This window comes from Pontibacter sp. T17 (assembly GCF_057219875.1).
Map to the genome: position 1 here is coordinate 106,688 of NZ_JBXVVW010000001.1, position 15,242 is coordinate 121,929.

Sequence of the window (15,242 nt, forward strand, 5' to 3'; positions counted from 1 at the left end):
TTTCGCCTTCACGAAATGTTATTAAAAATGTCGACCTGTCATCGCCCATTGTAATATAAACGTTATGGCACATTATGCCATTTTTCCAGTTTTCGTATTTAACTGAATGTACTTTTCCATTTATTACAGGATAATAGTATTTGTTCCAGGTGTAATACTCACAGTTGATACATCCGTGGGATAAAAAAATTACAACAAGTGTAAATATAAATTTATAATAGTTCATTTTATTTGTGATGAGTTAGTTTTGGAAAATGAAAAGCTACCAATGAAGGGCGAAACACTAAATCCTATCCCTAAACCAATACCGTGAGAGTTTGGGATACCATTATCATCTATTCCCATAGAGTATTCTAAAGAGGCAAAACTATAACCTGCGCTCCAGTTATAGCCTGATCCCCCCATTATTTGGGCCCATACAGGTTTCGCAGCATCATTCACTGCTGCAAAGTTAGTAAATGATGTTGTCAAACCAATTGAATACATATCAAGTCCATAGCGTTCTTCTGTATTAACGAAAGTGGCCCATTCGCTACGTCTTGTGTTGAATGAAAATGAGATGCCGCCCGCTGTACTTATGCCAGATGGTATATATGGAGTGATATTGCTTAGCATGAAAGAGCCGCTTATGCCTACTGTGAATACGTCCGGAACATGTGCCGGAGGAAGATAGGGGATACGATTGTGTAGAGACCTCCGCCTTGGTATGCCATAATTGTCCTTGTAAAGTATTTACTACGCGCATCTGTTTGAGGATTATGTGAAGCTTTTCCAAACATTGCAGCATTTATATCATTGTTAGCATCGTGCCACTCTACAGAGAATTGTCCATTTCTATGAGCCATGACGGCTGTTGCCGGGTCTAGACCTTTACTTTCTGCAAATTTCCATGCTTCTCTTTGGGCTTTAGAGGCAAATAGTCTTGAAAAAATCCTGGCTTACCATCTTTGCCTCCGTCGGGGTCTATTATTGAAACAGGATTATTTCCCATGGCGAGGTAGGGGCTGGCGTATTGCTTCTTGGGGTCGAAGGTCATCCAGCGGGCGATGCGGCCATCGTACATGCGCAGCTCAAAGTTGTTCCAGCCCGTTTCGGGGTCTTTCTCCTGGCCCTGGTAGCCGTAGCGGTACAGCAGGCTGGCGTAGTCGCGGCCGGGCATGCCCCAGCCTAGTGGCAGCAACGTGAGAGGCCGGAGGCTGAAAGAAGTGTTCACGCGGGTAAAGGCTAACTTGGCAGGCCCTGCGGGTTATTAATTGTCCCACGGTGTGAACACCTTACCAGACATCATTGCAAATTTCGTAAATAAGGTTTCCAAGGGCTAGTCAAGCCCCAAAAATAGAGAATATAAACCACCATATTACGGATAGCCAATAAATGTTTTTACAAGATTATTACTCCGATCAATATATATAATTACATAAAATCTCTTTCGCTCATAGACCGTGAAATCGCAAAGATCTAGACGATCTAAGCTTTCCATTTTTAAATTATCAATCGAGTCCAACAACCATTTCTGAATGACAGCTTGCATATCATAGCTATTCAATCTCAAAAAATATCCATTTTCCCTATAATAGTAGAATGAATCTGATTTGATAATCAAGTTAAAATAAGTTGACTTAATTATTGGTCGATGAATTTCAATAATGAAAAAAGGCTTATTAAACATACTATCAGGAATCACCTGATAGTACTCTGCTCTCTTTTTCTTAATATGGGAGATAAATTTTATCAACCTTCGGCTTTCTTCACCGCATTCTATTAGCTCAAAACGCCTGGCATGTGCTATGGAATCAATGGATTCTTTTATTTTTGAAATGAAAAGAGGACTCGTTGCCAGTTGAGCGAAGCAACTATTAACAGAAATTATAAAAAGAAGGATGATTTTAAACATTTAATTCCCAACCTTTCTCAAAACCTTGTTGAAATAGTAAGACCAGCCTTCAAACAGCGAACGAGATCCGTCGGGGCCCTTCTTGTTTATGAGCATTTTTGGCCCTGCTCCATATCCATCGGCAGAAGCCGCATAATGACTTCGCAAAGGGTAACCTAATTCGGCCCTTACTCTATTCTCATAAGCTGTTGCATACCATTCGCGCCAACTGACACCACCACGGCTTTTATGTCTTTGTTTTCCATAAGAGATTCCATATTCATATTCAAAAGCATGAAAGAATTCATGAATAAGAGCCGCTAGACCTCTTTGCCACTTAAAGCTTTCGCTATTAAAGTCTCCTGGATTTAGTACTGGTATTGTCACTTCCACAGGTCCATTTTCACCCTCTGCAATTGATCGATCAGGATTCCACCATATTGTTCCTCCAAGCCTCCTAATTCCACCAATTTCGAGTGGCTGGAAACGGCTTCCTTCGCTCATTCTTAGTATTTCTGGTAACATCTTGAATTCATAAATAAATCTGGAAGATGCAACTAACTCAATTGCAATACTTGCTGTTGGGCTTTTCATGAGATCGTTCAACGCTGCAACTCCCATAATAATATCTGGATCATCGCCTTGATAAGACAGACTACCTCTACCAGTGTAAATAAGCGGTGGTCCAAAATTTCTGCCTGGCAGAATAAGGGTGCATGGGGTTGCGTATCCTCCATCTATGTATATCTTAAAGATAGGATTATTTCCCATGGCGAGGTAGGGGCTGGCGTACTGCTTCTTGGGGTCGATGGTCATCCACCGGGCGGTGCGGCCATCGTACATGCGCAGCTCAAAGTTGTTCCAGCCCGTTTCGGGGTCTTTCTCCTGCCCCTGGTAGCCGTAGCGGTAGAGCAGGCTGGCGAAGTCGCGGCCCGGCATACCCCAGCCGAAGGGGAAGTAGTCGGGGTGGTTCAGCGGTGCCAGAGGCGAATTATGGAACCATGCACCCTGAAGGACGCATATTTATGGCATTAGAGAAGTGCTCATCCTATTTTACATTGATTAATTAAAATTATAGTTTATTCAGCTCCTTATTTATTTGATCTAACAAAATTCGTAAAGTAAGCGGTGGTTCTGGGTATTTCTGGTCTTCAGGTATTTCTTTTGACTTTATTTCTACCTGTGTAAATAGAATATCAATGCTGAATTCATCAAGCAGATACAGGCGAAACGAAGTCGGTTCCAATTTGATTTTGTAAATCTTATTTAAGTGCAAAATCAAATTATATCCATCATCCGCCCATAAATCAAGATCATGATTTATCGCAATCTCTTCATGTAAGCAGGAAGTGTCAATACCAAGGTATCTTGCTATAACAGTTGCCAAATCTTTAATATCAACGTGTTTCATACTTTCTTATTACTTCCTCGTAATCGTATTGTGCCTTAAACAACGCTGTTCCAATTTGGTATGATATTTAAAGAGCTGAGGCAACTGGAATCGCGTGCAAAGAACCGCCCAACACTAGGGGTCCACCTTAGGCTTAGCTTTGATCCGGTAAAAATATCTCCAACTATGGAAGGAAAGCGAACTCCTTAATTGTAGTAGGACCAACATTTTCTTCCATTTTCTGAACAGCCCATGAGAGAATTGATGTGTAAGCGGCTGTTCCACCAAGTATTTTTGATTTATTTACCAGTTGCCCGCCATCAGCAAAAATACCCAATAGCTGCTATCAAGTCATTTATTCTAAGCTCTTCAGAAAGATGATGGACAAAAATCCCGGTAAATAATGAAAATTTGTCATCACAATAGAAACCTCGATAGGAATAAACTATAGGATCATCTGGGAACATGTAGTCATTTCCCAGTCTTATTCTAAACGAACTTAAATTTGCGTTAATTGCAACCTCGTCAAAAGTGGGTCCGTCGAATCCTCAGTCATCAAAAAAACCCTGCCTGCCTCCTTTCGATAGGTCTTCAACCTCTCCATCAAATCCCCCATCCGGATCTATCCTCAAGATAGGATTATTTCCCATAGCGAGGTAGGGGCTGGCGTACTGTTTCTTTGGGTCGATGGTCATCCAGCGGGCGGTGCGGCCATCGTACATGCGCAGTTCAAAGTTGTTCCAGCCGGTTTCGGGGGGCTCCTGATGGTGGTAGCCGTAGCGGTACAGCAGGCTGGCGTGGTCGCGGCCGGGCATGCCCCAGCCAAAGGGGTAGCAACGCGAGAGGCCTGAGGCTGAAAGGAGTGTTCACGAGGTAAAGGCTAGTTTGGCAGGCCCTGCGGGCTATCAATTGTCCCACAGGGTGAACACCTTACCAGACATCATTGAAAATTTCGTAAATAAGGCCTCCTTAGTGCTAGTCAAGCCCCAAAATAGAACATAAACCGCAACATTATGGATATCCAATAAATGTTTTTAAAATATTATTTTTCCGATCAAAATACATAATTACATAAAATCTCTTTCGTACAGAAAGGCTGAAGTCGCAGAGATTCAAATTATTCATTTTATTAAAAATTTGACTATCAACCAGTTTTATTACATATTCATTAATGATCAACTGGATTTCGTAACTACTAAACTTCACAATTTTATCATGGTATATAGAATAATAGAATGGATCTGGTTTAATAATTAAATCAAAGTATGGTGGTTTAATTTCCGTATAATGAACTTCAATAATGAAGACTGGCTTTTCAAACACACTATCCGGTATTAGCTGATAGTATGTTGCTCTTTGTTTTTTTAGACGTGCTATAGATTTTATCAGTCGACGACTTTTTGCACCGCATTCTTTTAGCTCCAAACGCCTGGCATGTGCTATGGAATCAATGGATTCTTTTATTTGTGAAATGAGAATAGGTTGTCTTACCAGTTGAGCAAAGCAACTATTGACAGGAATTAAAAAAAAGAAAAGAATTTTAAACATTTAATTCCCAACCTTTCTCAAAACTTTGTTGAAATAGTAAGACCAGCCTTCAAACAGCGAGCGAGATCCGTCGGGGCCCTTCTTGCTTTTGAGCATATTTGGCCCTGTTCCATATCCATCGACAGAAACCGCATAATGACTTCGCAAAGGATAACCCAATTCGGCCCTTACTCTATTCTCATAAGCTGTTGCATACCACTCCTGCCAACTGACACCACCCCGGCTTTTCCTTCTCTGTTTTCCAAAAGAGATTCCATACTTGTATTCAAATGCATGAACAAACTCATGAATAAGAGACGCTAGACCTCTTTGCCATTTAAAGCTTTCACTATTAAAGTCTCCGGGGTTAAGCAATGGTACTGTCACAGGCACAGCACGACCTTCAAATTTTCCAATTGAACGGTCTGGGTTCCACCATATTGTTCCGCCAAGTCTCTTAACTCCGTCAACATAAAGCTCATTGAAAGCGCTTCCTTCTTTCATTCTAGCGCCTTCTTGAATTATTGCAAATTGATAAGTGAATCTGGAAGAAGCAACTGCCTCAATTACCATACTTGCTGTTGGGCTTTTATGATATTGTTCAACGCTGCAACTCTCATAATAATATCTGGATCATCGCCTCGATAAGATAGGCTACCTCTACCAGCGTAAATAAGCGGTGATCTAAAATTTCTGCCAGGCAGAATAAAGGTTCATGGGGTTGCATATCCCCCTCTATGTCTTTCCTCAAGATAGGACTATTTCCCATGGCGAGGTAGGGGCTGGCGTACTGTTTCTTGGGGTCGATGGTCATCCAGCGGGCGGTGCGGCCTAAGCCCGATACAATGGAGCGGACGTTGCCGAGGTGGTCGGTCAGGGCATAGGCATACTGGTTGGTCTGGCGGTAGAACACGCCTTCGGGTATGTGCAGCTCGGTCTGCTGCACCACCCCGCTGATATTGGGCTGCAAAGACTTGCAACGCCCGGAAACGCAAAACCGCCGCTACGTTGCCGTAGGGGCGGTTTTGATGCGAGCGGGAAACGGGGCTCGAACCCGCGGCCTTCAGTTTGGGAAACTGATGCTCTACCAGCTGAGCTATTCCCGCAGTATCACAAAGATATGAGGCAGATGCCCCCGCACAACCACTGGCATAGTGTCAATAATTGACTTTCACGATTTGGCAGCTTTTGACGAACTTATAGCCACTCTTCCCGCTACCTCCGTATGGCTACTACCGCCCGCAAGACTGCCCCAAAAGCTGCCAAAGCAGCACAGGCTGCTGAAAATCAGCCAACTCACGAGCAGAATCCTGTTTCCAATGCCGCCGCTGAATATTACCGCAAAGCAGTAGACACCCTGCTGCCCCCCAAAGTGGAAGAAGCCGTAGACCATCAGTTGGCCCTACTAATGGATCTGCACGAAGCAGCCCAAAAGCTCTTGCCACAACCCATGCGGACCAAAGCCTACCAGCAGTCGTTGGCGGAAGCCTGGCGCCAGTTTGGCCGTACACTTACCCATCGCGGGCTCGAATGGATGCAATTTCAAACGCGCTGGCTCTTTGAATGGCAGAAGCTGGCACTGTACAGTGCTCAGCGTATGGCAGGGCAGGAACTCCCCCCGTTGGTAACCATGGGGCCTGGTGACCGCCGTTTTGCCCACGCGGCCTGGCGGCAGCGCCCTTGGGACGACCTGAACCACCAGGCCTACCTGCTCTCGTCGCGGATGTTGCAGGAAGCTGTCGAACAGTTTCCGCCGGAAGATCCGCATCTGGCACGGCTGCTGAAGTTCCACGTAGGCCAGGTAGTAGACGCCGTGAGCCCTGCCAACAGCATCCTCTCGAACCCCGAAGCACAGCAGAAAGCAGTGGAAACCAAAGGCGAATCGGTGCGGAAAGGCATCGCAAACCTGCTACGGGATGCGCAACTAGGCAGGCTGACCATGACCGACACCAAGGCTTTTGAGGTGGGGCGCAACATTGCTGTGACACCGGGTGCGGTGGTATACGAAAACCCGCTGTGCCAGCTGATCCAGTATAGCCCGACCACCGAGAAAGTGGCTGAAATGCCCCTGCTGGTTATTCCGCCGTGGATCAACAAATACTACATCCTGGACCTGACGCCGGAAACGTCGCTGATCCGGTACTTGGTAGACCAAGGCATTACGGTGTTTGTGGTATCGTGGAAAAATGTGCCTGCTGAAATGGGCGAAACCACCTGGGATGACTATGTGCAGCAGGGCGCGCTAAATCCGATGCAGACCGTGCTGGACATCTGTGGCACACCTAAGCTGAATGTCATAGGCTATTGTATAGGCGGCACGCTGCTGGCCAGCACGCTGGGCTACCTGAAGCAACAGAAGCGCGATATTGTGAACGCGGCCTCGTTCTTCACTGCGATGGTGGATTTTACCGATACGGGCGACATTTCGGTGTACGTTGATCCCCAACAGGTACGCGAGCGCGAGGAAGAATACCAGAAAGGGGGGGTTTTCAGCGGCAACGCCATGTCCAATGCCTTTGCATTCCTGCGCGCCAATGACCTTGTGTACAATTACGTCATCAACAACTATCTGCTGGGCCGCGACTACACGCCGTTTGACCTGCTATTCTGGAACAGCGACCCTACCAACCTGCCAGGCTGCATGTATGCCTATTACCTGCGAAACATGTACCTCGAGAACAACCTGCGCAAACCAGGTAAACTGCCAATACTGGGCAAACCCATTGACGTAACCAAAGTGGATGTGCCAGTGCTGGCTGTAGCCTGCCGCGAAGACCACATTGCCCCTTGGCCTACTGCTTACACCAGCGCGCAGTTGTTTTCAGGCGAAACCGAGTTTGTACTGGGTGCCAGTGGCCACATTGCCGGGGTAGTGAATCCCCCAGCCAAAATGAAGCGTGAATTTTGGTATGGCGGCAACCTGCAACAGGACAATGAAGGCTGGCTGGCCAGCGCCCAGAATGAGAAGGGTTCCTGGTGGACTTACTGGGTCAAGTGGTTCCAGAAGTACAACAGGAAACAGGTATCGGCACGCACTGCACTGGGCAGCAAAAAGCACCCTGTCATAGAACCTGCGCCTGGGCGCTATGTAAAAGAGCCGATTCCGCTGGGCTGATATCTGTGCGCTAGAAATCGAGATGGCAGTTAATCCAGCCCTTATCGAAGCGGGTCTGCATTTTTTCGTAAAAACGGATTGCAGGCTCGTTCCAGTCGAGTACCTGCCACATCATGCCTGTGGCGCCAGCCTCGCGGGCGGTTTCGATGGTTTTTTCAAACAGGACAGCCCCGATACCCAGGCCACGCTTGGGCAGTGTTACCACAATGTCCTCAAGGTACAGCCTCATGCCCTTCCAGGTACTGTAGCGCCAGTAATAGAGGGCCATTCCTACGATTGCCCCGTCCATTTCGGCCACCCAGGCCCCGTAACGAGGCGGCTGAACCACAAAGCCATCGTGGCGCAGCTGGTCTACCGTAAGCACCATCTGGTCTAGCGCGCGCTCGTACTCGGCCAGTTCGGCGATGAGGGCATGCATACCAGGCACATCGGCTTCAGTGGCTTTGCGAACAAGGAATGGAGCGGAAGTCATGCCCCGAAAATACAAGCGGCAGCAGGAAGTCGCTACTGCCGCATATCAAAGCCCTACAGTGAAAGCCTCAAGCGGACTTACGTGCTACAGCATGCCAGAAAGGAGGCCGTGGGGAAATGACCACGTTCTCCAGTCCGGCTTTATGCATCATATCGGTTATCTGCTGGCGGGTAAAACGCTGCTCCAACGGGGTTCCGAAACGGTCGAGTGCATCGTTGCGGATAACCTTCCAACTCTTGCCAACGTAGTAACTCAGGGGCACAGAATGATAGAGCCGACTGCCAGGAAGCAGCACTTTCAACAGCCAAGCCAGCAGCACAAATGGCATGTATAGGAACAAGGCAAGAACATCGCATGTGAAGTGTTTAATCGCTCGGGGCATTTTTGACACCAGCCAGCGAATGCTGTTGGATAAATGGAAAATGCCGCGAAACCAGGCGGGGCGGTTGTCTAGCGTGTAATAAAGATAAACGTACAGATAGCCTCCGGGTTTCACGTACCGGGCCAGTGTTGCCATTGCCTTGGCCGTATCCGGGATGTGGTGCAGCACTCCCACGCTCATGGCAAAATCAAAACTGGCAGGCGCAAAAGGGAGGTTATCTATGGCAGCCTGCGTCACACGCACATTCAGCTGGTCTTTCAGCAACTGCGCTGCGCTGATAACCGCCTGGCTGGGATCAACTGCTTCAACAAACCTAACCTTCGGCGCCAGATAGCGGCTCCATCTGCCTGTGCCACAACCGGCATCCAGCGCTACTGAATCGGCATTGACTATTTCAGGGCCGAGGATGTCGAAGTACTCGTCGCCAATCTGCTTGATCTCTGCTTCCGAAAAGTCATTGAATTTCAGCCATTCATCGCCAAAGGCCGCCACCGTTTCATGGTCAATGTTTTCTATCTGCTCCAGAGAAAAAGAAGCAATTCTGGCATTGCCGACGCTGAGTACCTCCCTTGCCTGCTGATTGTATGGAACCGGTGCTTCTGAATTGACCATTATTCAATATAAGCAAACAGCCAGAACCCGCAGGTTCTGGCTGTCTATCGGAAAACGCGTCCGGCCCTAACCCATGAAAGGATAGCGGTAGTCGCGGGGTGCGACGAACGTCTCCTTGATAGTACGTGGGCTTACCCACCGGATGAGGTTGAGTATGGAGCCAGCCTTGTCGTTGGTGCCACTGGCGCGGGCACCCCCAAACGGCTGCTGATTCACTACAGCACCTGTCGGTTTATCGTTGATGTAGAAATTACCAGCGGCATTTCTCAGCACCTTGGCGGCGTGCTCTACAGCATAGCGGTCATTGGCAAAAACTGCACCTGTAAGCGCATAGGGGCTGGTGCTGTCTACCAGCTTCAGGGCAGCATCCCACTCGGCATCTGGGTAGACGTATACAGTCACAACGGGGCCAAAGATTTCCTCGCACATGGTACGGGTATCCGGGGTCTTGCTGAGGATGACTGTAGGTTCGATAAAGTAGCCCTTGGTCTTGTCATAGCCGCCACCTCCGATGATTTCGGCATTGGGATCCTTGCGGGCGCCATCGATATAACCAGCGATCTTGTCAAAGGCCCGCTCATCGATAACGGCAGTGAAGAAGTTGGAGAAATCTTCTGGCTGGCCGGGCTTAATGGTGGCGAGGTCGGCTTTGACGCGGTCGAGTACCTGGTTTGCAAGACTCTGGGGCAGGTATACGCGGCTGGCAGCCGAGCATTTCTGGCCCTGAAACTCGAAAGCACCGCGAGTAATAGCCGTGGCTACGGCCATTGGCTCGGCCGACGGATGGGCGATGATGAAGTCCTTGCCGCCAGTCTCGCCTACAATACGGGGATAACTGCGATAGGTACCGAGGTTCTGGGCAATTTCCTGCCAGAGTTTGTTGAACACGGCGCTGCTGCCCGTAAAGTGCAGACCTGCAAACTGGGGGTGCTTGAAGATGACACTGCCCGCGGTGGGGCCATCGACATACACGAGGTTGATGACGCCGGGGGGCAGGCCCGCCTCCAGCAGCAGCTCCATCAGGAAGTGGGCACTGTAAATCTGGCTATCGGCTGGCTTCCAAACGACCGTGTTACCCATCAGCGCGGGGGCGCAGGGCAGGTTACCCGCAATAGAAGTGAAGTTGAAGGGCGTCAGTGCGAAGACAAAACCTTCGAGCGGGCGATACTCCAGCCGATTCCACATGCCAGGAGCGCTGTCAGGCTGAATGGCATAAAGCTGTGCCATGTACTGAACGTTGAAGCGCAGGAAGTCGGCAAACTCGCATACAGCGTCAATCTCACTCTGGTGGGCTGTTTTGCTTTGCGCCAACATGGTAGCGGCATTAAAGCGTGCGCGCCATGGTCCGGCGAGAAGATCGGCTGCACGGAGGAAAATGCTGGCGCGCTGCTCCCATGAGAGCGCTTCCCAGGCTGGCCGAGCGGCCAAAGCGGCATCTACCGCCTGTGAAACATGCGCAGCAGTGCCACGGCTGTAGTGGCCCAGAGTATGCTGATGATCGTGTGGGGGCGCCATGCGGCCTTTATCGGCGGTGGTGACCCGCTGAGCTCCAATGTACATAGGCACCTCCAGTTGGGTAGCTCGCAGGCGGGCAAGCTCGGCCTCAAGGGCCTTACGCTCGGCTGAACCAGGGGTGTATCCGTATACCGGCTCGTTGTGAGCAGGAGGGAGTTTGAAAAAACCTTGCATGAGGGTGGGATATTTGCACCGCCAATCTACGGAGAAGCAGCTCTTTGAGCCGCATCCTGCAAAAAGCCGCATGTTGACTTCCCGATTCTGTGTAGTTTAAAAGTGTGGAAAGCCCCAAGAACAACACGCTAACCGCGATTGACTTTGGCCTGCTGGCCGAGCTGGGCCGTGTGTCGTGCACGGAGCCCACGTTTGAGGCCGTCTGCCAGGTATTCTTTGAAAAGCTGCCCCAGCTGATGCCTTTCGACTTTTTCGGCGTGGACCTCTACCATTCCGAAGAGCGGCTGCTGGAATACATCTACAACATGGAGAACGGGGCCCGCCTGCCCAACCTTCGGATACCGATTACCCAGACATTCAACTACGGGGCGTGGTGCGTGACCCATGGCAAGTCGGTGTTTGTGAACGACTCGGAGAATGAGTATCTGAGATACCTGACACAGAAGGTATTCATCATCGGCGACCGGATGGAAAGCATTCTGTATGTACCGCTGTTTTTTGAAGACCGCGTATTGGGGACCTGCTCGGTGCAGACAAAGGCCAAGCACAGCTACACCGAACAGCACCTGCACCTGCTGGAAATGCTGGCACCCTATCTGGCGGCGGCGCTCATCCGCGACCAACTACATCAGTCTTCGAGTACGTTGAGCAGTGCCAATCAGGAATTGGAAGAGCGGATGGCCACGACCGAACAGCGCCTGCGCGAAACCCAGGCACAACTGGTGCAATCTGAAAAAATGGCTGGGCTTGGGCACATGCTGTCGGGGCTGGCCCATGAACTGTCGACGCCCCTGGCAGCCATCGCCAGTTTCACCCGCGTGAATGAGCAACTGGCCGAAACACTTTCCGAGCGGCTTGCCTCGCACCTGCGCAACCTGACAGAAGCCGAGTATGAGGTTTTTGGCATGCTGGTGCGAAAAGCTTCGTCAGCCGACCCCCAGGCCCGTACACGCTACGAGCGCTCTTTACGCAAGGGGCTGGAAACCACGCTGGTGAAGTATGGACTGGAAAATGTAGAGTTGATGGCCGACCGCCTTGCGGGCATGCAGATTTTCGAGATAGAAGAAGCCTGGCTGCCGCTGTTCCAACAGAAAGACTGGGCGCGCAGCCTGGCACTGGCCGATGCCTTTGCCCAGCTGGTGCTGAACAACAAACGGACTTCTCTGGCGGCAGAGCGCACCACGCGCATCCTGCAGGCGCTGCGGGTATATGCCCGGCCTGAAGACTCGGCGACGGTAGAGCCCATAGACGGCAGTTTGGTTCTGGACGACTCCTTGCTGCTGTTGAAGCCACTGCTGAGTGCTGATATCAAAGTTGAACGCCGGGGCACCTGGTCTCGTAAACCGATTGGGTCTCGCTCGGCGGTAACGCAGGCGCTGTCGGCGGTGCTGCACAATTCGGTGCAGGCGCTGCCACCCACCGGGGGCACCATCATACTGGAACTGGAGGCGCAGGCTGAAGCAGCAGTCATCCGGGTAATAGACAACGGCCTCGGCATTCCACTGGAGTTGCAGCCACGCCTGTTTGAGCCGTTTTTTACCACCAGACCAGGAGAAGGGCTTGGCCTTGGTCTGTACAATGCCCGGCGGACTCTGGGGCTTCGTGGCGCCAGTATTGAGCTGCGCAGCACTGCCGGACGAACGGTCTGCGAGCTACGGCTACCTTGGCAATAACCAGTTGATAGTGAACAAAATAAAAAGCCCCAGACCTCGTGATCTGGGACTTCCTCTGTGAACTACTACCAACTAAGTCCTAGCTACTGCGGTTGTCCGCTACTGGCTTGCACCAATGTGTAGCTCGTACTCAGAATGATAACGCATTACTTGTAGAAAATTGTTCCAGTAAAGAGAAAAATGTTTGCCCATCGGATTGCGAAGCTGCGCAGCGAAACCGGCATGGGGCGCTAGACTTGAAGCCAATATACCAACTTGACTATCAGACCTCTGGAGCGCACATTGAGCATGTTGTCGTAGCTGTCGTTATAGACGATGAAGAGGTCGGACATGGGGCGGAAGCGCCACTGAAAGCGGGTATTGAGGCCCAGGTTCTGTATGGAAGTGTTGTACTGCAGAAAGCTGTTGAGATACAGGTTGCGTGTGAGTGTGAGCTCCACTTCCTGACTGACAAGTGTAATCTGTCCACGCCCCTCGGGAATCTGGATATCGATGTGCTCCGCTTCGGTTGTGAGACGGAGATAGGGCTGAAAGCGATAGGAGACGGCCCCGCCTACGCGGTGGCGCTGTCCACCAAAATAGGAGCGCACGCCCCCGAACACCTCGAAGTTGAAAGGCTTGCGCTTATTGGACTCGAAGCGGGCGCCAAAGCCATGCGTGCGGAAGTTGCCAGGCATCACCAGCGTATCAGTCTCGAGCGACAGCTGAAAGGGTACTACCACGCGGTATTGGTCCTGATAGTACTCGAAGTAGAACATGGCCCCACTCTGGAAGGACACTTCCCAGAAAGGTGCGAAAGTCGATTCCAGCGTTTTGCCTTCGCGGTTGATGTAGGTGTTGCCATAGAGGCCAATAACGTGGTTGTTGATTTTGCCCTTGGCGGGGTAGAAACGCAACCCGGCCACTGGCTCGAAACGGGTGAAGCCCTGGCGAAGAATTTGGCCGGTGCGGGGATCGCGGAGGCGAGTGCGGGGCACAAAGCCCACTTCGGGATTGTAGTTTTCGCCTACAAGCTCATGGTTCCACTCGGCAAAAAAGCGCTGCACCTCATAGCGGAGGAATGTAGCGTGGGCATGCTGCTGCTTCTCTGCCCCTGGCGTAATGCTTTGGTGATAAAAGGTTTTGCCTTTCCACCGTCCATCCGGACTCTGTAGGTTGAAGTCGAGGCCCAGGACCCGATTGAAATTGCTTTGGAGAAAGCCGCTGTCGTAGGCCTGACGGTTGACCATGATGGCCCCAATGGAGGACGAGCCAAAGACCACACGCTGCACTGCTGCAACAGTGTAGTTCTGTGCCAGACGCTCGATTTCAGCTTTCCCTTCAGTCTGAACGGTCATAGCGCCTACGCGCCACAGATTCCCAATCTTGCCTGACACACGTGCCCCTGCGACAATGGGAATTCCAAGTCCAATACGGCGTGAGAAGAAAGGCCGAATGGTGGAGAAGCCGAAGGAGCCAAAGAGGTCGCTGTTCTCCAGAAAGAACTGGCGCCTCTCGGGAAAAAAGAGGTCATACTGGCTGAGGTTGATCTGCTGACGGTCTACCTCGGCCTGTGCAAAATCAGGATTGACGGTGAGGTCCAGGTTGAGGGCCGAGGTAAGCGCAACCTTTGCATCGCCCCCAAACTGCCGGGCATATTCCACGGGCGTACCCGCCTGATAGTCTTTTGCCAATGCGCCCAGTGCATAGGGAATGATGGCAATATTGGATTTTGGGGGCGTTGGCGGCTCGGGCCACTCCAGTGCACCCGCAAAAACCAATCCGCGGGGACTGTACATGCGGGGTACGGGCGCCCACACGGCCAGCTCGTTCAGCTTCAGCTCCTGCCTAGTAAACTGCACGCGCCAGAACTTGGCATTTTCAGTAAAGCGCAGGGTCTTGAAAGGGATAGCAACTTCGGCCACCCAGTATCCCTCATGACGAGTGACCTCGGCATACCATCGGTTATCCCAATCAACGGCGAGGCCAAACCCATTGGAGATGAGGCCCTCGCGCTGCACGCCGTAGGGTGTGACCGAGAACATGTAGCCGTTGGTCTGGTCGTTGTAGGGGTCAATCAGGATGGCAATGTTGTCGTTGAGTGGCCCCTCAAAGTCGCGGCGGAGGCTGGCAGCTACAAACGGCTTGCGAATGGTGTCGTACATGACGGCTCCGAAATAGACATACTGGTCGTCGTACAGTACAGACACTTCCATGGGGCTGATGGCCTTGCTGGTGTCGTAGGGAAAAAACTGAAGGAAATCGCGTGCAGGCACTGCTTGCCGCCATTCGGGTTCGTCAAGCACCCCATCCACCTTTATCGGCTGCTGTGCACGAATGGCGGTGATGTTATATCGGGCCATCCGCTGCTCCTGGGTAAGGGCGCTGTCAGGGGATTGCGCAAAAAGTGGCGCCATGCAGGCCCAGGACAGGATTGCCCACAGGAGGGATATCGATTTCATACAGATTGGAGCGGGAGTGCACGAAAATAGGCGTGGAGGCCCGCCACGAATCCAAATAACTGTTAAGA

Annotated in this window: 14 protein-coding genes and 1 tRNA gene; 2 read left to right on the top strand and 13 right to left on the bottom strand. The window is 50.8% G+C overall.

Features of this window, described 5'->3' with window-relative positions; translation table 11 throughout:
• Positions 1-222 precede the first annotated feature (222 nt).
• The 9 genes from AC2D8O_RS00470 to AC2D8O_RS00510 all read right to left on the bottom strand — a co-directional run bounded on the left by AC2D8O_RS00470 (position 223) and on the right by AC2D8O_RS00510 (position 5,896).
• Positions 223-615, bottom strand: coding sequence for a hypothetical protein (locus AC2D8O_RS00470; protein ID WP_484676811.1), 393 nt, complete (start codon positions 613-615; stop codon positions 223-225).
• 247 nt (positions 616-862) lie between these two features.
• A complete protein-coding gene (locus AC2D8O_RS00475) occupies positions 863-1,213 on the bottom strand; it encodes an RHS repeat domain-containing protein (RefSeq protein WP_484676812.1) in 351 nt (116 codons plus the stop codon).
• A gap of 681 nt (positions 1,214-1,894) precedes the next feature.
• Positions 1,895-2,896, bottom strand: a complete 1,002-nt coding sequence (locus AC2D8O_RS00480) for an RHS repeat domain-containing protein (RefSeq protein ID WP_484678256.1) — start codon at positions 2,894-2,896, stop codon at positions 1,895-1,897.
• Between the two features lie 49 nt (positions 2,897-2,945).
• Complete coding sequence (locus AC2D8O_RS00485; protein WP_484676813.1) at positions 2,946-3,284, bottom strand: hypothetical protein; 339 nt, start codon at positions 3,282-3,284, stop codon at positions 2,946-2,948.
• Positions 3,285-3,811: 527 nt separating this feature from the next.
• Positions 3,812-4,078 carry an RHS repeat-associated core domain-containing protein gene (locus AC2D8O_RS00490; protein ID WP_484676814.1) on the bottom strand — a complete coding sequence of 89 codons (267 nt, stop codon included), beginning with the start codon at positions 4,076-4,078 and terminating at the stop codon, positions 3,812-3,814.
• A gap of 196 nt (positions 4,079-4,274) precedes the next feature.
• Complete coding sequence (locus AC2D8O_RS00495) at positions 4,275-4,811, bottom strand: hypothetical protein (RefSeq protein WP_484676815.1); 537 nt, start codon at positions 4,809-4,811, stop codon at positions 4,275-4,277.
• Entirely contained in the window at positions 4,812-5,363 is a 552-nt protein-coding gene (locus AC2D8O_RS00500) for a hypothetical protein (protein WP_484676816.1), read from the bottom strand.
• A 43-nt stretch (positions 5,364-5,406) separates the two neighbouring features.
• Entirely contained in the window at positions 5,407-5,760 is a 354-nt protein-coding gene (locus AC2D8O_RS00505) for a hypothetical protein (RefSeq protein WP_484676817.1), read from the bottom strand.
• Positions 5,761-5,823: 63 nt separating this feature from the next.
• A tRNA-Gly gene (locus AC2D8O_RS00510) sits at positions 5,824-5,896 on the bottom strand.
• A 119-nt stretch (positions 5,897-6,015) separates the two neighbouring features.
• Here AC2D8O_RS00510 and AC2D8O_RS00515 point away from each other — a divergent pair.
• A complete protein-coding gene (locus AC2D8O_RS00515; RefSeq protein WP_484676818.1) occupies positions 6,016-7,905 on the top strand; it encodes a PHA/PHB synthase family protein in 1,890 nt (629 codons plus the stop codon).
• Between the two features lie 10 nt (positions 7,906-7,915).
• Here AC2D8O_RS00515 and AC2D8O_RS00520 read toward each other — a convergent pair whose 3' ends face one another.
• The 3 genes from AC2D8O_RS00520 to pruA form a co-directional block, all read right to left on the bottom strand.
• A complete protein-coding gene (locus AC2D8O_RS00520; RefSeq protein WP_484676819.1) occupies positions 7,916-8,377 on the bottom strand; it encodes a GNAT family N-acetyltransferase in 462 nt (153 codons plus the stop codon).
• A gap of 67 nt (positions 8,378-8,444) precedes the next feature.
• Positions 8,445-9,371 carry a class I SAM-dependent methyltransferase gene (locus tag AC2D8O_RS00525; RefSeq protein WP_484676820.1) on the bottom strand — a complete coding sequence of 309 codons (927 nt, stop codon included), beginning with the start codon at positions 9,369-9,371 and terminating at the stop codon, positions 8,445-8,447.
• Between the two features lie 66 nt (positions 9,372-9,437).
• A complete protein-coding gene (pruA, locus tag AC2D8O_RS00530; RefSeq protein WP_484676821.1) occupies positions 9,438-11,060 on the bottom strand; it encodes an L-glutamate gamma-semialdehyde dehydrogenase in 1,623 nt (540 codons plus the stop codon).
• A gap of 104 nt (positions 11,061-11,164) precedes the next feature.
• Between pruA and AC2D8O_RS00535 the strand changes: the two genes are divergently transcribed.
• Positions 11,165-12,733 (top strand): ATP-binding protein, encoded by a 1,569-nt coding sequence (locus AC2D8O_RS00535; RefSeq protein WP_484676822.1) that lies wholly within the window; start codon positions 11,165-11,167, stop codon positions 12,731-12,733.
• Between the two features lie 230 nt (positions 12,734-12,963).
• Here the strand turns inward: AC2D8O_RS00535 and AC2D8O_RS00540 are convergent, their stop codons facing one another.
• Complete coding sequence (locus tag AC2D8O_RS00540; protein ID WP_484676823.1) at positions 12,964-15,174, bottom strand: DUF5916 domain-containing protein; 2,211 nt, start codon at positions 15,172-15,174, stop codon at positions 12,964-12,966.
• Positions 15,175-15,242 lie beyond the last annotated feature (68 nt).